Origin of the sequence: Anaeromyxobacter sp. PSR-1 (assembly GCF_000964525.1) — a bacterium.
Classification (GTDB): Bacteria; Myxococcota; Myxococcia; order Myxococcales; family Anaeromyxobacteraceae; genus Anaeromyxobacter.
Map to the genome: position 1 here is coordinate 1 of NZ_BAZG01000061.1, position 21,386 is coordinate 21,386.

At 74.9% G+C, this 21,386-nt stretch carries 16 protein-coding genes and 1 pseudogene; 9 read left to right on the top strand and 8 right to left on the bottom strand.

Going from position 1 to position 21,386, the window contains the following annotated elements; genetic code table 11:
- The first annotated feature begins 8 nt into the window (after positions 1-8).
- On the top strand, positions 9-179 hold the full coding sequence (locus PSR1_RS11275) for an RsfS/YbeB/iojap family protein (RefSeq protein WP_082100224.1): 171 nt from the start codon (positions 9-11) through the stop codon (positions 177-179).
- Here PSR1_RS11275 and PSR1_RS11280 read toward each other — a convergent pair.
- The 4 genes from PSR1_RS11280 to PSR1_RS11295 form a co-directional block, all read right to left on the bottom strand.
- A complete protein-coding gene (locus tag PSR1_RS11280) occupies positions 125-940 on the bottom strand; it encodes a class I SAM-dependent methyltransferase (protein WP_059437675.1) in 816 nt (271 codons plus the stop codon). The genes PSR1_RS11275 and PSR1_RS11280 overlap by 55 nt on opposite strands.
- A 125-nt stretch (positions 941-1,065) precedes the next feature.
- Positions 1,066-2,757: a CxxxxCH/CxxCH domain-containing protein gene (locus tag PSR1_RS11285; protein WP_059437676.1), complete on the bottom strand. Its 1,692-nt coding sequence runs from the start codon at positions 2,755-2,757 to the stop codon at positions 1,066-1,068.
- A 121-nt stretch (positions 2,758-2,878) separates the two neighbouring features.
- Complete coding sequence (locus PSR1_RS11290; protein WP_237757921.1) at positions 2,879-3,757, bottom strand: DMT family transporter; 879 nt, start codon at positions 3,755-3,757, stop codon at positions 2,879-2,881.
- 72 nt (positions 3,758-3,829) lie between these two features.
- On the bottom strand, positions 3,830-4,891 hold the full coding sequence (locus PSR1_RS11295) for a serine/threonine-protein kinase (protein ID WP_059437678.1): 1,062 nt from the start codon (positions 4,889-4,891) through the stop codon (positions 3,830-3,832).
- Positions 4,892-5,158: 267 nt separating this feature from the next.
- Between PSR1_RS11295 and nifJ the strand changes: the two genes are divergently transcribed.
- Together nifJ and PSR1_RS24850 are read left to right on the top strand one after the other, a co-directional pair.
- Positions 5,159-8,761, top strand: a complete 3,603-nt coding sequence (nifJ, locus tag PSR1_RS11300) for a pyruvate:ferredoxin (flavodoxin) oxidoreductase (protein WP_059437679.1) — start codon at positions 5,159-5,161, stop codon at positions 8,759-8,761.
- Positions 8,762-8,992: 231 nt separating this feature from the next.
- On the top strand, positions 8,993-9,115 hold the full coding sequence (locus PSR1_RS24850; protein WP_272946351.1) for a hypothetical protein: 123 nt from the start codon (positions 8,993-8,995) through the stop codon (positions 9,113-9,115).
- A 26-nt stretch (positions 9,116-9,141) separates the two neighbouring features.
- Here the strand turns inward: PSR1_RS24850 and PSR1_RS11305 are convergent, their stop codons facing one another.
- A complete protein-coding gene (locus PSR1_RS11305; protein ID WP_059437680.1) occupies positions 9,142-10,038 on the bottom strand; it encodes a transposase in 897 nt (298 codons plus the stop codon).
- 148 nt (positions 10,039-10,186) lie between these two features.
- Here PSR1_RS11305 and PSR1_RS11310 point away from each other — a divergent pair, with 148 nt between their 5' ends.
- The 3 genes from PSR1_RS11310 to PSR1_RS11320 all read left to right on the top strand — a co-directional run bounded on the left by PSR1_RS11310 (position 10,187) and on the right by PSR1_RS11320 (position 13,224).
- Complete coding sequence (locus tag PSR1_RS11310) at positions 10,187-11,161, top strand: NAD-dependent epimerase (RefSeq protein ID WP_059437681.1); 975 nt, start codon at positions 10,187-10,189, stop codon at positions 11,159-11,161.
- A 180-nt stretch (positions 11,162-11,341) separates the two neighbouring features.
- Positions 11,342-12,220: a WecB/TagA/CpsF family glycosyltransferase gene (locus PSR1_RS11315; RefSeq protein ID WP_059437682.1), complete on the top strand. Its 879-nt coding sequence runs from the start codon at positions 11,342-11,344 to the stop codon at positions 12,218-12,220.
- A 68-nt stretch (positions 12,221-12,288) separates the two neighbouring features.
- Complete coding sequence (locus PSR1_RS11320; RefSeq protein WP_237757922.1) at positions 12,289-13,224, top strand: hypothetical protein; 936 nt, start codon at positions 12,289-12,291, stop codon at positions 13,222-13,224.
- Here the strand turns inward: PSR1_RS11320 and PSR1_RS11325 are convergent, their stop codons facing one another.
- Positions 13,225-14,394 (bottom strand): endonuclease/exonuclease/phosphatase family protein, encoded by a 1,170-nt coding sequence (locus PSR1_RS11325; protein WP_059437683.1) that lies wholly within the window; start codon positions 14,392-14,394, stop codon positions 13,225-13,227. It abuts the gene before it with no gap.
- 245 nt (positions 14,395-14,639) lie between these two features.
- Between PSR1_RS11325 and PSR1_RS11330 the strand changes: the two genes are divergently transcribed.
- Positions 14,640-15,782, top strand: a complete 1,143-nt coding sequence (locus PSR1_RS11330; RefSeq protein WP_059437684.1) for an efflux RND transporter periplasmic adaptor subunit — start codon at positions 14,640-14,642, stop codon at positions 15,780-15,782.
- A gap of 17 nt (positions 15,783-15,799) precedes the next feature.
- The gene (locus PSR1_RS11335) at positions 15,800-18,964 is read left to right on the top strand and encodes an efflux RND transporter permease subunit (protein WP_059437685.1); all 3,165 of its coding nucleotides are present in this window, start codon (positions 15,800-15,802) and stop codon (positions 18,962-18,964) included.
- A gap of 24 nt (positions 18,965-18,988) precedes the next feature.
- Here PSR1_RS11335 and PSR1_RS11340 read toward each other — a convergent pair whose 3' ends face one another.
- Positions 18,989-19,504, bottom strand: coding sequence for a DsrE family protein (locus PSR1_RS11340; protein ID WP_059437686.1), 516 nt, complete (start codon positions 19,502-19,504; stop codon positions 18,989-18,991).
- Positions 19,505-19,695: 191 nt separating this feature from the next.
- On the opposite strand from PSR1_RS11340, the gene PSR1_RS11345 reads away from it, so the two are divergent.
- Positions 19,696-20,301 carry a TetR/AcrR family transcriptional regulator gene (locus PSR1_RS11345; protein WP_059437687.1) on the top strand — a complete coding sequence of 202 codons (606 nt, stop codon included), beginning with the start codon at positions 19,696-19,698 and terminating at the stop codon, positions 20,299-20,301.
- A gap of 238 nt (positions 20,302-20,539) precedes the next feature.
- On the opposite strand, the pseudogene PSR1_RS11350 reads toward PSR1_RS11345, so the two are convergent.
- Positions 20,540-21,386 (bottom strand): annotated as a pseudogene (locus PSR1_RS11350) (NAD(P)/FAD-dependent oxidoreductase); the annotation flags it as partial.

Below are 21,386 nucleotides of genomic sequence, written 5' to 3' on the forward strand. Positions count from 1 at the left end.
AGCAGACCATGAAGGCGCAGGGCGTCACCAAGGTCGGCGTGGAGGGCTACCAGGGCGGGCGCTGGATCCTGGTGGACTACGGCGACGTCGTCGCCCACGTGATGGGCCGCGAGGCCCGCGGCTTCTACGATCTCGAGGGGCTCTGGGCCGACGCGCCGCGGGTGGCGGTCGAGGCGTAGCCCGCGGCGGGCTTCCGCCACACCAGCTTCATCCAGGTGCGCGGCGTCCGCGAGGGCGCCGACGCCTCGAGGAGCTCGAGGCCGAGCCCGTCGCACGGCGCGACCGGCCCGGACAGCCGCCGCCCGTCGTCCGAGAGCGTCCGCAGCATCAGGCGGCCCGGCGGCTCGACCCACAGGTCGTGCCGGTGGAGCCCGATGAACCGCTCGGCGGTGCCCTCGCGGCACCACCCCTGCACGACCAGGTACCCGCCGGGCGCGAGCACGCGGACGAGCTCGCGCACCACCGCGCCCGGGTCCTGGGTGTGGTCGAGCGCGTTGTGCATCCAGGCGACGTCGAAGGCGGCCTCGCCGAAGCGCGCCGAGAGCGCCTCGCCGGCGCACTGCACGAGCGGGTAGCGCGGGCGGAGGCCGTGGCGCGCGAGCAGCCCGCGGTACGCGTCCGCCAGCGCGTCGGAGCAGGTGAGCGCGATCCGCTGGTGCTCCGCGCCGTCGGCCCACATCGAGAGCGGCCCCGAGCCGGCGTCGAGGACCCGCGGCGGCGCGCCGGTCCGGGCCCGCACCTCCTCGAGCAGCGGCTCGAGGTAGTGCGGGTAGACGAGCGGCATGAGCGAAGGGGTGGAGCGCCGCCGGACGTCCTCCGCGTACGCGCCGAGGCCGGAGAGCTGGCGATCCCAGAACGCGAGCTCGTCGCGGAACCCGTCCCCCGCCGCGGGACGGCGGCCGAGGAGGCCGGAGCAGAGCGACAGCGCCCGTCGGAGCATCGGTGCGGCGGCCTCCGGAGCGGTCCGTGCAGCCGACCGCTCGGCCCAGGAACGTTCGGCCGGGCCGGGGCGGCCGCAAGCTCCGCGCAGGTGCGCCGCCGTGGACGCCGCCGGGCGGGCCCGGCTCAGAACCCGTGGCAGGTGCCGCAGGTGCCCCAGCCCGTGTGCGGGGCGCCCCAGGTCACCTGCGCCTGCTGGAGGTGGCAGGCGACGCTCGAGCAGGTCTTCGTGGCCGGGTCGTAGCGCGCGCTGCCGAGGTGCAGCGACAGCGTCGTGCCCTCCATCACCGCGTCCGGGATGGCCGGATCGGGGAACACGATCGAGCCGGGCGACGCGTGGGTCACCCAGTACGGCCGCGTGGGCCGGTCCGGGGCCGCCGGGAGCCAGGGGAGCTCCGGCAGCGCGGCGCGCGCGTCGAACGCCACGTCGCGCCGGCCGTTCACGTGCCGGAGCGGCGCCACCGCGCCCCGGCCCGACGGCGCGGCGCCGCCGTGGCAGGCCGCGGACGAGCAGCCGTAGCCGAGCAGGCCGCCCGGTAGCGCGTAGGTGCCGGTGGTGTCGAGCCAGTAGAAGCCGGAGGGGCCGGCGCCGGCGGTGGTCTCGGCGTGGCACGACTGGCAGGTGATGGGCGCGGCGTCCTCCTCGGGCGACCAGCCGCCGCCGTGCTTCGAGGTGTGCCACGGGCCGGGGAGGCCGCCGAAGTGGCCCCACTCGTAGCCGTCGGTGGAGAGGCCCAGGTGCCCGTTCGCGTCCGCCGCGGCGGGCCCGCCGGTGGCGTAGGCGGGCGGGTTGCCGTGGCACCCGGCGCAGCCGAGCGCGCCCGGCGCCGCGGTCCACGCCGGCGCGTCCGCGTAGGCCGGCGCCTCCTGGCCGCTCGAGTGGCAGTAGACGCCGGCGCAGGAGCCGCTCGCGGCGTCGTAGCCCGCGCCCGCGGCGTTGCGCGCCTTCAGCGTGCCGGCCGGCGCGCCGTCCGGCGCGAGCACCACGTCCACCCGGCCGTCCATGTGCCGGGCCGCGTCGAGCGGGTGGCACTGGCCGCAGCCGAACGCGTGGGCCGGGCCGCCGGCCGGCGACAGGTCCTCGAGCACGGTGAGCGCGCCGTAGGTCGGGGAGGCGCCGGCGGGCACGGTCGCGTGGAGCGCGTGCGCCCCGGTCGCGGGCGGCGCGCCGTGGCAGCCGCCGCAGGCGCCGCCGGCCACGTCCACCCGGCCGTCGAGGTGGTGGCCCCCCGCGACGTCGATGGCGCCGGAGGCGAGCACCGTGTCGGGGTGGCAGAGCGCGCACTGCCCGGCGAGCTCGCCCTGCGGGTGGCCGGCGCCGCCGGGCGGGGCGCCGTGGCAGCCGTCGCAGCCGACCTGCGCGCCGTCCACCTGCGTCCACACCGGCGCGGTCGCGGCGCCGCCGGCGGCGAGCGTGGCGCCGTGGCAGTACGTCCCGGCGCAGCGCGGCCCGCCCGCCGCGTCCGGCTCCCACGCTGGGGCCGCGCCGCCGCGGCGGGCCTCCTCACCGAACGCCACGCCCGCGACGCCGTCCACGTGCGCGAGATCCGTCGGCACGACGTGGCACGCCTCGCACCGGACCGGCCCGGCGATCCGCCCGCCGGCGAGGTGGGCCCGGTGGGCTCCCACGCCGCGATCGGTGGTGGCGGTCGCCCCGCGCGCCGAGCGCGGCGGGGCGGCGCTGCCGTCGCCGCCGTGGCAGCGGAGGCACCGCTCCGTCGCGTCGCCCTCGGCGACGCGGGCTCGGTCGCAGCCGGCGGCGAGGGACAGCGCGACCGCGGCGGCGAGGGCGAGGTGCGGGACGAGGCGCGGGGGCATGGGCGGCTCCGTGGACGGCTCCGGGGCGGTGTCCGGCCACCGTGCGCCTCGTCCGGCGCGCCGCGCCGTGACGGTCGTCAAGCGAGGGGGTGCGGCGTGTGCGCCGGCCGGCGCGCACCGCTCACCGGCGGCGCGGGATGGTGAGCGCCGCGGCGGCGAGCACCATCCCGCCGCCCAGCGCCAGGTTCCAGCCCACCGGCTCGTGGAGCACGAGCGCGCCCAGCGTCACCGCCACGGTGGTGTCGAGCAGCGGCAGCGCGCCGATCGCGGCCATGGGGACGCGCGGCACCAGCCAGTAGAGGCCCACGTAGGTGAGCGCGGTGCCGAACACCGCCAGCCACGCCAGCGCCGCCACCGCGCTCGGGGTGAACGCGGCCGGGCGCCCGTGCTCCAGCAGCGCGGCCGCGGCGAGCAGCAGCACCGAGCCGACGGCGGTCTGCCCGGCGGTCATGGCGAGCGGCGAGACCGCGGCGAGGTGGCGGCGCACCAGCACGTTCGCGAGCGCCACGATCATCGAGGAGAGCACCACCAGCGCGCCGCCCAGCAGGAGCCGGCCCGAGCCCTCCAGGTCGCCGAGGTGCGGGAGCTGCAGCACGGCCACGCCCGCGATCCCGAGCAGCGCCGAGGCGAGGCGCGCCGGCGTGAGCGACTCGCCGGGGACGAGGGCGCGCGCGAGGAGCGCGATCCAGACCGGGAACGACGCGAACAGCACCGCGGCGAGGCCGGACGGGACCCACTGCTGCGCCACGAACATGAGGCCGTAGGGGAGCGCGATCTGCAGCACGGCCACGAGCGCGAGCTGCGCCCGCGCCGGCCCCACCACCTCGCGCCAGGCGCCGCCGCGCAGCGCGAACGGCGCGAGCACCAGCGCCGCGACCGCCATCCGCACGCCCGCGAACCGGAGCGGCGGCAGGTCCTCGAGGCCGATCCGGATGGCCATCCAGGTCGAGCCCCACAGCGCGGCGACGGCGAGGTAGGTGGCGACGATGCGGGTGCGCACGGCGGCGCGCATCGTAGGCGAAGCCGGGGCGGCCGGGGAGCCGTTCGCGCGGCCGCGCGGGGGGTGCGCGGGTCAGGGGAGGGCGAGCGGCGCGAGCCACACCGCGGCCGCGGCGGCGAGCGCGAGCGCGGCCTGCAGCGCGGTGGCGCGGCGGCGGCGGCGCACCGGGAACTCGGCCACCGTGGCGGTGCCCTTCTCGTCGGCGAGGCGGGTGGCGTTCAGCGTGGCCACGTCCATGCGCGAGAGCGCCACCTCCTCGGTGGCGAAGCCGCGGTTCGCGAGCAGCGCCACCAGGCGCGCGCGGGGGTGGAGCTTCGCGAGCTTCTTCGCCGCGAACGCGTCGAGGTGGCGCGCCAGCGCGCCGGCGCTCTTCCAGCGCCGCTCCGGCGCGCGCGCCAGGCAGCGCTCGATGGCGGCGGCGACGCGCGCCGGGCAGCCGGGGGCGAGCGAGCGGACCTTGCGGAAGCGCCCGCGCCGCACCAGCCGGAACAGCTCGTCCGCGTTCGCGCCGCGGAACGGCTTCTCCCCGCAGACCAGCTCGTAGAGCGTCACGCCGAGCGCCCACACGTCCGCGGCGGGCCCGCCCTCGTCGCCGGCGAGCACCTCCGGCGCCATGTACGACGGGCTGCCCACCAGCATGCCCACGCGCGTGAGCGACGGGTCCTCGGCGCCCTTGGCGATGCCGAAGTCCATCAGCTTCACCTCGCCGAGCCGGGAGATCATCACGTTCGCCGGCTTCACGTCGCGGTGCAGCAGGCCGCTCCAGTGCACGTAGTCGAGCGCCTCGGCGAGGCGCGCGCCGATCACCGCCACGCAGTCGGCCGGCAGCGCGCCGCCCTGCGCCAGCACGCGGGCGAGGTCGGCGCCGTCCACGAGGTCGGTCACGAGGTAGAGCTGGTCGTCCTTCTCCACCAGGTCGTGCACCGCCACGATGGCCTCGTGGCGGAGCTGCGCGTAGGCGCGCCCCTCGCGCCGGAAGCGCTCGACCACCTCGTTCGAGCGGACGAGCTTCTGGTCGAGCGCCTTCACGGCGACGGGCCGCTCCAGGCCTTCCTGGAACGCCTCGTACACCACGCCCATGCCGCCGCGGCCGATCTCGCGGACGATCCGGCTCGTCCCGACCTTCCTCACCATAGGTCGCGGAGGATGACCCGTTCCGCCTATCCCACTCAATGCGCACCCCGCGCCTGCGCGCAGAAATCGCGCCCGGGAAGCGCGTCCTGCTGCGGCGGGTTGTCAGGGCGGAGGGCCGATCTGCTACACTTCGCGGCTCCGATCCGGTTGCGCCGCAGCCTCGTAGGAAGGATCGGGGGTTGCACGTCTCCCCTTGATTCTCGTCAATTCCGCAAGCTTTGCGCCGCGGCCCGTGGCGGCCGTGGCGCCCTCACCGGAGGACGCAAAATGGCGAGCAGGCGAATGGTGACGATGGACGGCAACGAGGCCGTCGCCTCGGTGGCCCACCGGGTCAGCGAGGTCATCGCCATCTACCCGATCACCCCGTCCTCGAACATGGGGGAGTGGGCGGACGAGTGGTCGGCGAAGGGCCGCAAGAACGTCTGGGGGACGGTGCCCAGCGTGGCGGAGATGCAGTCCGAGGGCGGCGCCGCGGGCGCGGTCCACGGCGCGCTGCAGGCGGGCTCGCTCACGACGACCTTCACGGCGTCGCAGGGCCTGCTGCTCATGATCCCGAACATGTACAAGATCGCGGGCGAGCTCACCGCGTTCTGCATGCACGTGAGCGCGCGCGCGGTGGCGACCCACGCGCTGTCGATCTTCGGCGACCACTCCGACGTCATGGCGGTGCGCCAGACCGGCTTCGGGCTGCTCTCCTCGGCCTCGGTGCAGGAGGCCCACGACATGGCGGCCATCGCGCACCGCGCCACGCTGCTCTCGCGCGTGCCGTTCCTGCACTTCTTCGACGGGTTCCGCACCTCGCACGAGGTCGCGAAGATCGAGGAGCTCACCGACGACGACCTGCGCGCCATGATCCCGGAGGAGCTCGTGGCGGCGCACCGCGCCCGCGCCCTCACCCCGGACCGGCCCACGCTCCGCGGCAGCGCGCAGAACCCCGACGCGTTCTTCCAGGCGCGCGAGGCCTGCAACCCGTACTACCTCGACGCCGCCGGGCACGTGCAGGCGGCGATGGACCACTTCGGCAAGCTCACCGGCCGCAAGTACAAGCTGTTCGAGTACTTCGGTCACCCCGAGGCGGAGCGCGTGGTGGTGGCGATGGGCTCGGCCTGCGAGACCGCGCAGGAGACCGTCGAGCACCTCATCGCCCGCGGCGAGAAGGTGGGCCTGCTCAAGGTCCGCCTGTACCGGCCCTTCGACCTGGGCGCGTTCATGACCGCGCTGCCGCGCACCGTGCACGCGCTGGCCGTGCTCGACCGGACCAAGGAGCCGGGCGCGCTCGGCGAGCCGCTCTACCAGGACGTGGTCACGGCGCTGCGCGAGGCGGAGCAGGCGCACATCGACCGGTTCCACCACCAGATCACGGTCATCGGCGGGCGCTACGGCCTCTCCTCGAAGGAGTTCACGCCCGGCCAGGTGAAGGCGGCGCTGGACGAGCTGTCGAAGGCGCGCCCGATGCGCCACTTCACGGTGGGCATCAACGACGACGTCACCCACCTGTCGCTCAAGACCGACCCGACCTTCGACACCGAGGGCAAGGACGTGGTCCGGGCGCTGTTCTTCGGCCTGGGCGCGGACGGCACCGTCGGCGCGAACAAGAACTCCATCAAGATCATCGGCGAGGACACGCCCAACTTCGCGCAGGGCTACTTCGTCTACGACTCCAAGAAGTCCGGGTCGGTGACCATCAGCCACCTGCGCTTCGGGCCGCGCCCCATCCACTCCGCGTACCTCATCGAGAAGGCGAACTTCGTGGCCTGCCACCAGTTCGGCTTCCTCGAGAAGTACGACATGGCGGAGATGGCGGTGCCCGGCGCGACCCTGCTCCTCAACTCGCCCTACGGGCCGGACGAGGTGTGGGGCCACCTGCCGCGCGAGGTCCAGGAGCAGATCCTCTCGAAGGGGCTGAAGCTGTACGTCATCGACGCGTACAAGGTCGCGCGCGAGACGGGCATGGGGGTGCGCATCAACACCATCATGCAGACGTGCTTCTTCGCGATCTCCGGCGTGCTGCCGCGCGACGAGGCCATCGGCCACATCAAGAAGACCATCGAGAAGACCTACGCGCGCAAGGGCGCCGAGGTCGTGCAGAAGAACTTCGCCGCGGTGGACCACACCCTGGCGCACCTGTACCAGGTGAACGTCGAGGGCCGCGCCGCCACCGGCGCGCCGCGCCCGCCGGCGGTGTCCGAGGCCGCGCCCGACTTCGTGAAGCGCGTCACCGCGCTCATGCTCGCGGGCAAGGGCGACCAGCTCCCGGTGTCGGCGTTCCCGGTGGACGGCACCTGGCCCACCGGCACGTCGAAGTGGGAGAAGCGGTCGATCGCGCTCGAGATCCCGGTGTGGGAGCCGAGCCTCTGCATCCAGTGCAACAAGTGCGCGCTCATCTGCCCGCACGCGGCCATCCGGCCGAAGTTCTACGGCCCCGAGGTGCTGGGGGGCGCGCCGCAGGGCTTCCTCGCGATGGACTACAAGAGCGCCGACGTGAAGGGGGCGAAGTACTCGCTCCAGGTGGCGCCCGACGACTGCACCGGCTGCACGCTGTGCGTCGAGATCTGCCCGGCGGAGTCGAAGACCGAGAAGGGCAAGAAGGCCATCAACATGGCCGACGCCATGCCGCTGAAGGAGAAGGAGCGGGCGAACTTCGAGTTCTTCCTCTCCATCCCCGACGCGGACCGCAAGAAGGTGAAGCTGGACGTGAAGGGGACGCAGTTCCTCGAGCCGCTGTTCGAGTTCTCCGGCGCCTGCACCGGCTGCGGCGAGACCCCGTACCTGAAGCTCCTCACCCAGCTCTACGGCGACCGCGCCGTCATCGCGAACGCCACCGGGTGCTCGTCGATCTTCGGCGGCAACCTCCCGACCACCCCGTACACGCAGAACTGCGAGGGGCGCGGGCCCGCCTGGGCGAACTCGCTGTTCGAGGACAACGCCGAGTTCGGCTTCGGCATGCGCCTCGCGATCGACAAGCAGGCCGAGCAGGCCCGCGAGCTGCTGGCCGTGCTCGGGCCGAAGCTCGGCGACGCGCTGGTGGACGAGCTGCTGAAGGCCGACCAGTCGGACGAGACCGGGATCGAGAAGCAGCGGGCCCGGGTGGCCGAGCTGAAGGCGAAGCTGCAGATGATGGACGGGCTCGAGGCGCGCTGGCTGCTCCGCATCGCGGACTACCTGGTGCGCAAGAGCGTGTGGATCGTCGGCGGCGACGGGTGGGCGTACGACATCGGGTACGGCGGCCTGGACCACGTCATCGCGCAGGGCCGGGACGTGAACATCCTGGTGCTCGACACCGAGGTGTACTCGAACACCGGCGGCCAGGCGTCGAAGGCGACGCCGATGGGCGCGGCGGCGAAGTTCGCGGTGGCCGGCAAGAACCTTCCCAAGAAGGATCTCGCCATGCTGGCCATGAGCTACGGGCACCCGTACGTCGCGCGGGTGGCGATGGGCGCGAAGGACGCGCAGACCATCGCCGCGTTCAAGGAGGCGGACAGCTACACGGGGACCTCGGTGATCGTGGCGTACGCGCACTGCATCGCGCACGGGTACGAGATGAGCGAGGCGCTCGGGCAGCAGGAGAAGGCGGTGGACTCCGGGTACTGGCCGCTGTTCCGGTACGACCCGCGCCGCGTCGCCGCCGGCGACAGCCCGCTGAAGCTGGACAGCGCCGCGCCGAAGATCGACCTCGCGCGCTTCACCGAGGGCGAGACGCGGTTCCGCCAGGTGGAGCAGGCGAACCCGCAGGCGTTCGCGAAGATGCTGGAGCAGGCGCAGAAGGACGTCCGGGAGAAGTACGCGCTGTACGAGCAGCTCGCGAGGGCCATGAACCCCGCGAACCTGGTCCCCGGCGCCGCCGGAGGGAACGGCAAGCCCCGCGCCTGACCCCCCGACCCCCGACCCAGAGTCATCGCGTCGGGAGCAGCGATGAAGACGGCCCGGTCCGCCACGCGCGGGCCGGGCCGTCTCGTTTCGGGTGCTGCGCGGGGCCGTCTTCGCCGCCGAGGAGGGCCCGATGCGGGCACGGTTCCCTGGACGTCGCGACCTGGCGGGAACGCGCGCGCGCGCTCCAGCGCGGACTTCGCCGCGTCGGGAGAGGGGCTCGAGCGCGACGGGATGAACGTGCGCCTCCCGGTCCGCGTGAACGCCCGCGCCGCCACCTGGCTCTACGAGCACATCGGCCGCTCCGACCGCGCCTGCGGCCGGTCCCTCTTCGCCGCCCCCGCCGTTCGCGCCTGACCGCGCGCCCTGGGCGGCGGCAGCGCTCAGCCGACGCCGGCGCACGGGACGCCGTGCGCGACGCGCAGCAGGTACGTGCCCGCGGGGAAGACCGCGTCGGCGCGCCCGGCGCGCCGGGCACGCCACGCCTCCCGGTAGGCGCGCAGGAACCCGGCCAGCCGCCCCAGCGCCTCGATGCGCTTCCAGGGATCCCGCGCCGCCACCCGCGGGCGGAGGCCGCGCATCGGCGCGGGCACCGGCGGGCGGCCCGTGGGACGCTGCGCGAGCACCCGCCGCGCGCCGAGGAACCCGGTGCCGCTGCGCGCGTGCGCATCCGCGCTCTCGTGCTCGCGCGCCGCGATCGCGTCCACGAGCTGCGCGCGGAACGCTTCCGCCGACTCGAACCCCGGCGGCGGCACGAGCGCGAGCTGCGCTTCCTCGGGCATCGGGCCGCTCCGGCGGAAGAACCGTTCCGGCCGCGCCGCCCGCAGCGCGCCCGCGCCGATCGACTCCGGCGCCGACCAGAGCCCGGGCCACGCCTGCGCGGAGGCGACCAGCCCGGCCTTCACCGGGTTCGTGAGGACGTACGCGGCCTTCTCGACCACGTCCTGCGGGGACGCGAGCACCACGGCGCTGTAGCTTCCCGGGGCCCAGAACGACTCCCAGCGGCCGAGCGAGGCGTTCACGGCGCGGGCGACGAGCGCGTTCAGATACTGCTCGAACTCGGGGAGGCGCGCGTCCACGTCGGTGACGACCAGGTGGAAGTGGTTCGACATCACGCAAAACGCGTGCACCAGGATGCCGTACCGCCGCGCCGCGACGGCGAGCACGTAGAGGAAGATCGCGTTCGTCGCGGGCGAGGGGCGGAGCAGGAACATGCGCTGGAAGCAGCGGCGCGTCACGAGGTAGGTGACGCCCGGGAGGACCTGACGCGGGGCGGTCATGGGCCGCGGCCAAGGCAGGCGGCGTGCCGTGCGCCCGCGCCCGTGATCGCGGGCGAAACCATGCGGTCGCCGCGTGCGGTGGTCCGCGGAACGGACCGCTGGTCCGAAATGCACTACTCTGGGTCCGGAACTGCCACAGGAAGCGTCCATGCCCCCGACCCTCGTCACCGGCGCCGCCGGCTTCATCGGATTCCACCTCGCGAAGGCGCTGCTCGACCGCGGCGACGAGGTGGTCGGCGTCGACTCGATGGTGCCGTACTACGACGTCCGCCTGAAGGAGGCGCGCCTCGCGCAGCTGACGGGCCGGCCCGGCTTCACCTTCGAGCGGCTCGACCTCGCCGATCGCGACGCGACGGCCCGCCTGTTCGAGCGCGCCCGGTTCGGCGCGGTCGTGCACCTCGCCGCGCAGCCCGGCGTCCGCTACTCGCTCGTGAACCCGCACGCCTACGTGGACGCGAACGTGACCGGCTTCCTCGACGTGCTCGAGGGCTGCCGCCACCACCCGGTCCGCCACCTGGTCTACGCGTCCTCGAGCTCCGTCTACGGCGGCAACACCAAGGTGCCGTTCGCGGTGACCGACAACGTCGATCACCCCGTCAGCCTGTACGCCGCCACCAAGAAGGCGAACGAGCTGATGGCGTACACGTACAGCCACCTGTTCGCGATCCCCGCCACCGGGCTGCGCTTCTTCACCGTGTACGGCCCGTGGGGGCGCCCGGACATGGCCCCCATGCTGTTCGCCCGGGCCATCCTCGAGGGCCGGCCGATCCAGGTCTTCAACCACGGGCAGATGCGGCGCGACTTCACCTACGTGGACGACATCGTCGAGGGCGTCATCCGCGTCCTCGACCGGCCACCCGCGGCCGGCGTGGTGCCGCCGCACCGCCTCTACAACATCGGCAACAGCCAGCCGGTCGAGCTGCTCCGCTTCATCGAGGTGATGGAGGAGGCGCTCGGGAAGAAGGCGGTCCGCGAGCTCCTCCCCATGCAGCCCGGGGACGTCCCGGCCACGTTCGCCGACGTCTCGGATCTCGAGCGGGACGTCGGGTTCCGACCCGCCACCTCGATCGAGGAGGGCGTGCGGCGGTTCGTGGCGTGGTACCGGACGTTCCACCGCGCCTGAGCCGCCGGCGCGGGTCGCCCGCGATCCGACGCGCCCCCACCCTCGCGGACGCCGGACCCGAACGCAGGGTCGCGCGGCGCCGCCGGGCAGGCCAGCGTGCCGGGGGTGCCGCCGCCCGCCCCCGCCGCCCGCCCTCCCTCCGGTCGAGACCCTTCCTACCCCGCCGTCGATTGCCTGAGCGTGAAGGTCGCGCGCCTGGAGTGGCCCGACCTCCTCGAGTGGTTCTTCCGCCGCCTCGACGCGCCGGCGCCGGTCCGGTGCGGGACCCTCGTCCTGGCGAACGCGCACACGCTCAACGTCGCGTGCGCGAGCCCCGCCGCGCGCGAGGCGATCCTCGCGGCGACGCTGGTGCTGAACGACGGGGTCGGGCTGGACGTGTACGCGCGGCTCCGCACCGGCGCGCCGTTTCCGTACAACTTCGCCGGCACCGACCTCGTGCCTCGCCTGCTCGGCGAGTGCGCCCGGCGCGGCCTGCCGCTGCGCGTCTTCCTGTACGGGGCGCGCCCCGGGCGCGCGGAGGAGGCGGCGCGCCGGATCGAGCGCGCGTATGCGCCGGTGACCGTCGTGGGCGTCCTGGACGGCCACGAGACCACCGGCGACCAGGCGCGCCGGGCCATCGACGCGGCCCGGCCCGACCTGCTGCTCGTCGGGCTCGGCAACCCGCGGCAGGAGGCGTGGCTGGCGGCGAACGCGCCGGCGCTCCGCGCCCGGGTCGCGATCGGGGTCGGGGCGCTGTTCGACTTCATGAGCGGGAGGGTCGCCCGCGCCCCCCGGGCGGTGCGCGCGGTGCGCCTGGAGTGGCTGTTCCGCCTCGCGCTCGAGCCGCGCCGGCTCTTCCGCCGCTACGTGGTCGGGGTGCCGCTCTTCCTCTGGCGGACCCTCACGTACCGCCCGGCGACCTCCGAACCGGCGCCCTCCCGCCCGACCCAGAGTCGTTCGCCCGCCGGGAAGCCCCGGATCGGTGCCCCCAACGACTCCGGGTTCGGAGCGGTGCTGGCGAGGACGGCGGGCGACGCGAACGACTCTGGGTCGGGCGTGCGGGTGGGGTCGGCGGGCTGACGGGCCCGACCGCCGGGCCAGCGGGCGCGGGGCCTTCGCGCCGGTCGCGCGCGGCCGCAAGTTCAACCGTGATCTGGCCGGCGATCGCGCGCGTGCTCGCAGCGCTGACCACGGCGGTGATGTGCGCCGCCGCGGGGGCGGCCGCCGCGGGCCCGCTCCTCGTCCCCGGGCGGATGGGCTACAACGCGCTCCCGGCGCTCCGGAACGTGGACCCCGTGATCGGGGACCGGACCGAGCTGGAGCTGTCCGCCACCGCCCAGCTCGCGGGCCTCGGCTCGGAGGACGTCGCGGGGACGCCCTACGTGCGCCTCACGGTGCCGTTCCGCGAGGTGGCGGCGCTGGAGCTGGACGGCACGCCGTTCGAGCTGTTCCGGACCTCGGCCGCGACGGAGGCACGGCTCGGCGCCCGCGTGCGCTCGGGCGCGTCCCCGGGCGACCTCCGCGCCGGCGCGCGGTTCCTGGTGCTGGAGGAGCGGGGGTGGCGGCCGGCGCTGGGCCTGCGCCTGGTGGTGAAGTCCACCTCGGGCAAGGACCGCGGCGCGCGCCGCTTCACCAACGCGCCGGGCTACGTGTTCGACCTGCTCGGCGGCAAGGACCTCGGGGCGGCGGGGCCGGTCCGGCTGCGCGCGCTCGCGAAGCTCGGCTTCCTCGCCTGGCAGGTGGCGGACGGCCGGCAGGACGACGCGCTCGACTACGGGGCGACGCTGCGCGCCGGGCTCGCGAGCGGCGTCGCGCTCTCCGCCGAGTGGCGCGGGTACGCCGGGTGGCGCGGCGACGACCGCCCCATGGTGCTGGGCCTCACCGCCGACGTGCCGGCCGGCCAGCGGGTGCTGCTGCGCGCGTCCGCCGAGCGCGGGCTCACCGCGGACGCGCCGCCGCTCGACGTGCGCTTCGGGGTGGTCCTCTTCCTCGACGCGCCCATGGCGCGCGACCGCGCCGCCGCGCCGGCCGACCCGCGCCTCGCTGCGGGCACGCGCCCGAGGCGGCAGCCCGGGCCGCGGTGATCACTCGCCCGCGTGCCGCCCGTCGGTCACGCGGACCTCCGCCGCCAGTCCGGCGTGGTCGCTCGGCCACAGCCCGCCCACCCGCTCCGCGGCGGTCTCGCCCACCACCTCGGCGCTCCACGGCTGCGCCGGCCCGCGCACGAGCACGTAGTCGATGCGCGTGGACAGGTCGGCGAACCCGGGGTCGCCGGGGCCGACGCGCAGGTCCTCGGGGAAGCAGCAGGTGAGCCCGGGCGCGTCGCCGTGCACCGCCGCCCACACGTCGCGGAACCCGGCGCCGGCCAGCACCGCTTCACCCTCCGTGCCGGGCTGGGAGTTGAGATCGCCGACCAGCACCACCGGCCGCGCCTCGGCGGCGAGGGCGGCGGCGAGCTCCGCCGCCTGCGCGGTACGCACGCCGGCGTGGTAGGCCTCGAGGTGCGTCGAGACGAAGCGCAGCCACTCGCCTCGGTACTTCGCGTCCACCGACACCCAGCCCCGCTTCACCTGCACCGGGTTGCCGAGCACGTTCACCGGCAGGAGCGTGGCGTACACGCCGCCGGCGGGCAGCGTGGTGGTGACGTCGCTCCGCGCCAGGATCACGCCGCGGTCGGTCATGCGCACGTCCTGCCCCGTCGCCACCGGCGCCTCGAAGTCGAACAGCGTCACCTCGGCGGCGACCACGTAGTGGAGGTCGCGCGCGGCGAGCGCGTCGAGGAGGTCCTGCACGTAGTCGTACGCGACGGTGGTGGCGGGGGTCGTGCCGCCCGCGAGGAAGTCCCCCGGGTCCTGCACGCGCCACAGGTACGCCTCCTGGAGGCCGACCAGGCCGGGCCGGGTGGCGGCGAGCTCGTCCGCGATCGCCTCGGCGCGCAGGTGGAAGTCGTTCGCCCGTACCGTCGCCCAGACCGCGGTGGTCGCCGCGACGAACGCCTCCGGGGTCCCGGCGGCCATGACCGGCCCGAGGTCCGCCCCGAGGTACAGGTTCCGGGTGGTCACGCCGAGGATTTTCTTGCCTCCGGCCATGGAATGGGGATCCATGCCGGCGGCCTGCGCGCCGGGTGAACCCGAGGCGGTCGGGGCACGAACGGCGTCGGAGGCCGGGGTGGAGAGGCCGTCGCCGTTGCTGCAGGCGCCCAGGGCCAGCGGGGACAGGGCGAGCGCGAGGACGGCCAGGCGGGTGCGGGACATGGTCACCTCCGGCGTGGAGCGGCTTGGGCCAGGCGTGTGTGGACGCAGGTGCGAAGGTAGCACCGCCGGTGCGCTGGCCCGACGCGCCGCGCGGGCCGCCCCGGACGGAGTGGCGTCGCGGGTGTAGCCCCGGTCCCCGGCTCGCCCCCGCGCGGTAGCCCAAGCAGGGCCCAGCGCCCGCGAGGGCCGCAGCGTAACTCGTTCCGGGCCGAGATCGCCCGGCAGGTCGTCGGAAGGAAAACGCGATGCCGAGAGCCACCGGACCTCGACGCGGATGCAGGCTGCTCGGGCTGGCGCTCGCCGCGGCCGTCGCCCTCCCCGGCTGCAAGCGAGGCGGCGGCCGCACCGCCGAGGCCGCGCAGGAGCAGCCGCCGGTCGCGCTCGCGCCGGAGAACGTCGCGGTGGTGTCGTCGCGGCGGCTCCAGTCCGGTCCCGAGGTGGCCGGGACCCTGCACGCCCGCCGCGCGGCCACGCTGCGCGCCGAGGTGGGCGGCGCGGTGGCCGAGGTCCGGGTCGAGGCGGGCGAGCGGGTGAAGGCGGGCCAGCTCCTCGCACGGATCGACGCCTCGGCGCTGCAGGACGCGGTGCGCGCGGCGCGCTCCGCGGTGACCTCGGCGCAGAACGCGCTGCGCGTGGCGGAGTCCGGCGCGCGGCGCGCCCACACGCTGGCCCGCGAGGGCGCCATGGCCGAGCAGGACGCCGAGCGCGCCGACGCGCAGCTCGAGGCGGCGCGCGCGCAGGTGGAGGACGCGAAGGCCCGGCTCGCCGCGGCGGAGCAGCAGGCGGGCAAGACGGCGGTGCGCGCGCCGTTCGCGGGCGTGGTGTCCGAGCGGAGCGTCTCGTCCGGCGACGTGGTGTCCTCCGGCGCGGCGCTCTACACCGTGATCGACCCCTCCCGCCTCCAGTTCGAGGGCTCGGTGCCGGCGGCGAGCGTGGGCGCGGTCGCGCCCGGCGCGCCGGTGGACTTCTCGGTGACCGGCTTCGGCGGCCGCCGCTTCGACGGGCACATCGAGCGGGTGAACCCCGCCGTCGATCCCACCACCGGCCAGGTGCGCGTCTACGTGGACGTGCCCAACGACGACGGCCGGCTGCTCGCCGGGCTCTACGCGCAGGGGCGGGTGGCGAGCCAGGCGAGCGACGCGCTGGCCGCGCCGGTGGCCGCCGTCGACGCGACCTCCACGCCGCCGACGGTCATGAAGGTGAAGGACGGCAGGGTGCAGAAGGTCGCGGTCGAGATCGCGCTCCGCGACGACGTGGCCGGCGCGGTGGGGTTCCGCTCCGGCGTGAAGCAGGGCGACGTGCTCGTGCTCGGCTCGGCCCGCGGCGCGCTCGCCGACGGCACCCCGGTCCGCGTGGTCGAGGATCCGCGCGCGCAGACGTCGAACTAGCCGGCCGGGCGCTCCGCATGTTCATCTCCGACTTCGCCATCAAGCGGCCCATCGTCACCATCACCGTGATGCTGGCGCTCGTGATCTTCGGGCTGCTCGCGCTCGTCACGCTCAAGACCGACGAGTTCCCGGACGTCCAGCCGCCGGTGGTGGCGGTCACCATCGTCTACCCCGGCGCGTCGCCCGAGACGGTCGAGCGCGAGGTGATCGATCCCATCGAGGACGCGATCTTCTCGATCAGCGGCATCGACGGCAAGCAGACCACCGCCTCCGCCACCGACGGGCTCGCGCAGTTCGTCGTGTTCTTCGACTTCGAGAAGAACCTGATGGAGGCGACCCAGGACATCCGCGACGCGATCAGCTCGAAGCGCCAGGACCTGCCCACCGAGATGGAGGAGCCGGTGCTGGTCCGGTTCGACCCGTCGCAGGAGCCGATCGTCACCCTGACGCTCACCTCGAAGTCGCTGCCGGTGCCGGCGCTGACGCGGCTCGCCGACGAGGTGGTCACGCGCGACCTGCGCTCGGTGCAGGGCGTCGCCGACGTGCGGCTGGTGGGCGGGCAGAAGCGCGAGCTCACCGTCCAGCTCGATCCCGAGGCGATGGCCGCCGCCAGCGTGTCGGCCGCCGAGGTGGTGGGCGCGCTGCAGGCGCAGAACCTGGCCGCGCCGGTGGGACGCGTCAACACGCCGCTCGGCGAGCAGAGCATCCGCCTCTCCGGCCGCCTCGCCACGCCGGAGGAGTTCGAGCAGGTGGCGGTCGCCACCCGCGGCGGCCAGGTGGTCCGCCTGGGCCAGGTGGCGAGGGTGCTCGACGGCGCCGAGGAGGCGCGCACGCTCGCGCTCTTCAACTCCGGCGAGGCGGTCGGCCTCGAGGTCCTGAAGACCAAGGGCTACTCCACCACGGCGGTCGCGGACGCGGTGAAGGAGCGCGCGCGGGCGCTCGAGCCGCGCATGGAGGGGGCGAAGCTCGCCATCGTCCAGGACTCCGGGACGCGCGTGCGCCAGTCGGTGGACGACGTGCAGCGGACGCTGATCGAGGGCGCGCTCCTCACCGTGCTGGTGGTGTTCCTGTTCCTCAACTCCTGGCGGTCCACCGTGATCACCGGGCTCGCGCTGCCGGTGTCGGTGCTGGCGGCGTTCGTGAGCGTCTGGGCGTTCGGCTTCACGCTCAACACCATGTCGCTGCTGGGCCTCTCGCTCGCGATCGGCATCCTCATCGACGACGCCATCGTGGTGCGCGAGAACATCGTCCGCCACATCGAGCTGGGCGAGGACCACACCACCGCCTCGCACAAGGGGACCGACGAGATCGGCCTCGCCGTCACCGCCACCACCTTCTCGATCGTGGCGGTGTTCGTCCCGGTCGCGTTCATGTACGGGGTGGCCGGCCAGTGGTTCAAGCCGTTCGCGCTCACCATCGCCGCGGCGGTGCTGGTGTCGCTGTTCGTCTCCTTCTCGCTCGACCCGATGATGTCGGCCTACTGGCCGGATCCGCAGGTCGAGAAGGGCGAGCGGCGCGGGCCGGTGGGGCGCGCGCTGGGCGCGTTCAACCGCTGGTTCGACCGGCAGGCCGGCAACTACCGGCGCGTGGTCGCCTGGGCGCTCGACCACCGCTGGCTGGTGGTGGTCTTCGCCTCGCTCTCGCTGGTCGGCTCGTTCGCGCTGCAGGGCGCGTTCGGCGGCGCCGGCTTCGTGCCGGTGTCGGACCGCAGCGAGGTGAGCCTCATCGTGCAGACGCCGCCCGGCTCGTCCATCGAGTACACGCGGCGCAAGGTGGAGGAGACGGATCGCATCCTCCGCAGCCACCCGGAGGTCGCGTACACGTACGCGTCGATCGGCACGCCCATCCCGCTCCAGGCGCCGGGCGTGGACCAGGCGCTCATCTACGCGCGGCTCACGCCCAAGCACGAGCGCGACCTCTCCCAGGACGCGCTCGGCGCGGTGCTGCGGCGCGAGCTGTCGCGGGTGGCCGGCGCGGAGATCTCGGTGTTCACGAGCGGCTTCGGCGGCGCGTTCAAGTCGATCCAGCTCGAGCTGCGCGGCCCCGACTCGCGGGTGCTCACCGAGCTCGCCGAGAAGGTGAAGGCCGTCGCGGCCGGCGTGCCCGGCGCGGTGGACGTGGGGCTCTCCACCCGCGGGCAGAAGCCGGAGCTGGCGGTCGAGGTGGACCGCGGCCTCGCCGGCCGCCTCGGCGTCACGGTGGGCCAGGTGGCGCAGTCGCTCCGGATCGCGTTCGCCGGGCTCGACTCCGGCGACTGGGTGGACCCGACCGGCGAGACGCGCAAGGTGATGGTGCGGCTCGCGCCCGAGGCGCGCGAGCGGGCCTCCGACCTCCGGCAGCTGCCGCTCATCCTGCCGAGCCGGGAGGGCGCGCCGCGGATCCTGCCCGTCGGCCAGGTGGCGCGCATCACCGAGGGGCTCGGCCCCGCGCAGATCTCGCACCTCGACCGGCAGCGCGTGGTGAGCGTGCAGGGGAACGTGGCCGGCCGCTCGCTGTCGGAGGTGGTGAACGACATCGAGCGGCGGCTCGCCGCCGAGGTGAAGCTGCCGCCCGGCTACACGCTGCGGCAGGGCGGCGAGTCGGCGGACCAGGCCGAGGTGTTCACGCGCATCGGCGTGGCGCTGCTGCTCGCCGTGATGCTCATGTACCTCGTGCTGGTGCTGCAGTTCGGGTCGTTCCTCGATCCGCTCGCGATCCTGCTCTCGCTGCCGCTGTCGCTCATCGGCGTGGTGCTGGCGCTGCTCGTCACCGGCGACACCATCAACCTGATGAGCCTCATCGGCGTGATTCTGCTGTTCGGGATCGTGGCGAAGAACGCGATCCTGCTCATCGACTTCGCGAAGTGGGCGCGGGAGGAGCGCGGGCTGTCGATCCGCGACGCGCTCGTCGAGGCCGGCGGGATCCGGCTCCGGCCGATCATGATGACGAGCGTGGCGGTGATCGCCGGCATGATCCCCGTCGCCTCCGGGCTCGGCGAGGGCGGCGACTTCCGCGCGCCCCTCGGCCGCGCGGTGATCGGCGGCGTCATCACCTCGACGCTGCTCACGCTGCTCGTGATCCCGACCGTGTACGAGATCATGGACGGCTGGCGGACCCGGCTGGGCCGGCTGTTCCGCCGCGCCTTCGCGCGCGGCGGTGAGCGGCACGCCCGCGAGGCGGCGCAGCGGCGGGAGGAGCCGTAGCCGCGGCCGCCCGCGGGGTCGCGCTCAGTAGATCGGCACCAGGTGGTAGCCCTGCGCCTGGTAGCCGATGAGCGAGACGAAGCCGTCCGCCACCACGGTGAGCTCGGGGAGGAGGCGCGCGTCCTCCACCTGGAACACCTTGGTCGCGATCGCGCAGACCTCCAGCGCCGCACCGCGGCGCTTCAGCTCCCGCACCGCGGCGGCGATCTCGGCGGCTGCGGCGCGATCCGCGGCGCGGTCCGGCGCCGGCGCCACGCCGGTGAGGAACCGGACCGTCGGGCCGATGAAGACGACCTTGAAGTCCGGCGCCACGCCCTGCGCGCGCAGCCCGTCGTGCGAGCCTGCGATGAGCTTCAGGTACATGGCGATCTTCGGCCCGTCGGCGAGATCGACGAGGAACAGGCCCTTGCCGCTGGTGACGCCGCGGAGCGCGTCGGCGTTCCCGGGCGCGGCGGAGGCGCGCGCGGTGAGCGGCGCCCCGGCGGCGAGCGCGAGCAGGGCGGCGAGGGCGAGGAGAGGGAGCGGACGGTGCGGGGTCATCGGTGTGGATCCTCGGGAGTGGGCCCGCGGTCCCGCGCGCCACCGCGGCGGGGGAGGGCGGACCCGGTGGGCCGCGGTATAGACAGATCTGTCTACCGCGTCCAGCCCGGATTCGTGCGGCTGACCCGCCGAGACGGGTGAAACGGCGCGACGGGTGGGTATACTGCGCGCGCCCCGGCCCGGAGCGAGCCATGTCCCCGCGCGAGAAGCTGGTCGAGACCGCCGCAGCGCTGTTCTACCGGCACGGCTGCCACGCCGTGGGGATCGACACGGTCCTCGCCGAGGCAGGCGTGGCCAAGATGACCCTGTACCGGCACTTCCGCTCGAAGGACGAGCTGGTGCTCGCAGCGCTGCGCCGGATGGACGAGCGGTTCCGCAACGCGTTCATGGCCGCGGTGGAGCGGGCGTCGGACACGCCGGCGGGCCGGCTCGACGCGCTCTTCGACGTGGTGCGCGACTGGGTTCGCGGGAAGGACTTCTACGGCTGCCCGTTCATCAACGTCACGGCCGAGTTCGCCGCGCACGACGACCCGGTCCACGTCGCGGCGGCCGAGCACAAGCGGCTCGCGCTCGAGTACATCGAGCGGCTCGCCGCCGAGGCGGGCGCCGCCGACGCGCGCGGGCTGGCCCGGGCCCTGAAGGTGCTCCTGGAGGGCTGCACGGTGCTCGCGCAGGTCACCGGTCAACCCGGGTTCGTGGATGACGCGCAGCAGGCCGCCCGGCTGGTGCTCCAGGAGGGGCTCCGGGGCGCCGTGCCCGCGCGCGCGCCGCGCCGGCCGCGCCGCGCGCGGACGTGAGCTCCTCCCCGCTCCGGCTGCGCTCGCTCGTTCGTTTCCCGACCCTCGTTTCCCGACCCAGAGTCATTGATCGCGCGGGATGCGAGATCGTCCGCGCCGCGGACCCTCTCGCGCAAGTCCGCGACCTCACGGGGCCGAACGGCGACCCCGGGTCCGCCGACCGCACGCAGTCGGCGCACGAAATGACTCTGGGTCGGGATCAGCGCAGCGGGATGAGCGGTCGCCGAATGACTCTGGGTCAGGGAGCGAACGACTCTGGGTCGGGGGCGAGGCCGAGGTGGCGCAGCGCGGCGCGGGCGGCGTGCCAGCCGCACATGCCGTGGACGCCGCCGCCGGGCGGGGTGGAGGCGGAGCAGAGGTAGAGCCCGGGCACGGGGGTGGACCACGGGTCGGCGGACAGCACGGGTCGGGCGACGAGCTGGGCGAGCGACGCCTCCCCGGCGCCCACGTCCCCGCCGACCAGGTTCGCGTCGTCCTGCTCCAGCGCCGAGGGGCCGCGCACGGCGCGCGCCAGCACGAGCTCGCGGAACCCGGGCGCGAAGCGCTCCACCTGCGCCTCCACGGCGGCGGTGAGGTCGCCCTCGAACCCGCGCGGCGCGTGGCAGTACGCCCACGCCACGTGGCGCCCGGGCGGCGCGCGCGACGGGTCGAAGCGCGTGGGCTGCGCGAGGAGCACGTACGGCCGCGCCGGCACCTCGCCGCGGTCCACCGCCGCCTCGGCGGCGGCGATCTCCTCCAGCGTGCCGCCGAGGTGCACCGTCCCCGCGCCGGCGCAGGCCGCGGCCCGCCACGGGATCGGTCCGGCGAGCGCCCAGTCCACCTTGAACGCGCCGGGGCCGTAGCGGAACGCGGCGAGGCGCCGGGCGTAGCGCGCCGGGAGCCGCGCCCCGGCCACGCGCAGCACCTGCCGCGGCGTGAGGTCGAGCAGCACCGCGCGCGCGGGCGGGAGCTCCTCGAGCCGGCGCACCTCGGCCGACGTCGCGAGCTCGCCCCCGCGCGCCCGGAGCTCCGCCGCGAGCGCCGCCGCGATCGCGCCGGCGCCGCCCTCCGGGAACGGCCAGCCGACGGCGTGGCCGGCCGCGCCG

Excerpts from the sequence above, each read along its gene's own strand:
- PSR1_RS11280 (WP_059437675.1), bottom strand. The coding sequence starts at position 940 with ATGCTCCGACGGGCGCTGTCGCTCTGCTCCGGCCTCCTCGGCCGCCGT.
- PSR1_RS11340 (WP_059437686.1), bottom strand. The coding sequence starts at position 19,504 with ATGACCCCGCACCGTCCGCTCCCTCTCCTCGCCCTCGCCGCCCTGCTC.
- PSR1_RS11305 (WP_059437680.1), bottom strand. The coding sequence starts at position 10,038 with ATGACCGCCCCGCGTCAGGTCCTCCCGGGCGTCACCTACCTCGTGACG.
- PSR1_RS11285 (WP_059437676.1), bottom strand. The coding sequence starts at position 2,757 with ATGCCCCCGCGCCTCGTCCCGCACCTCGCCCTCGCCGCCGCGGTCGCG.
- PSR1_RS11325 (WP_059437683.1), bottom strand. The coding sequence starts at position 14,394 with ATGTCCCGCACCCGCCTGGCCGTCCTCGCGCTCGCCCTGTCCCCGCTG.
- PSR1_RS11310 (WP_059437681.1), top strand. The coding sequence starts at position 10,187 with ATGCCCCCGACCCTCGTCACCGGCGCCGCCGGCTTCATCGGATTCCAC.
- nifJ (WP_059437679.1), top strand. The coding sequence starts at position 5,159 with ATGGCGAGCAGGCGAATGGTGACGATGGACGGCAACGAGGCCGTCGCC.
- PSR1_RS24850 (WP_272946351.1), top strand. The coding sequence starts at position 8,993 with ATGAACGTGCGCCTCCCGGTCCGCGTGAACGCCCGCGCCGCCACCTGG.
- PSR1_RS11275 (WP_082100224.1), top strand. The coding sequence starts at position 9 with ATGAAGGCGCAGGGCGTCACCAAGGTCGGCGTGGAGGGCTACCAGGGC.
- PSR1_RS11295 (WP_059437678.1), bottom strand. The coding sequence starts at position 4,891 with ATGGTGAGGAAGGTCGGGACGAGCCGGATCGTCCGCGAGATCGGCCGC.
- PSR1_RS11345 (WP_059437687.1), top strand. The coding sequence starts at position 19,696 with ATGTCCCCGCGCGAGAAGCTGGTCGAGACCGCCGCAGCGCTGTTCTAC.
- PSR1_RS11330 (WP_059437684.1), top strand. The coding sequence starts at position 14,640 with ATGCCGAGAGCCACCGGACCTCGACGCGGATGCAGGCTGCTCGGGCTG.
- PSR1_RS11335 (WP_059437685.1), top strand. The coding sequence starts at position 15,800 with ATGTTCATCTCCGACTTCGCCATCAAGCGGCCCATCGTCACCATCACC.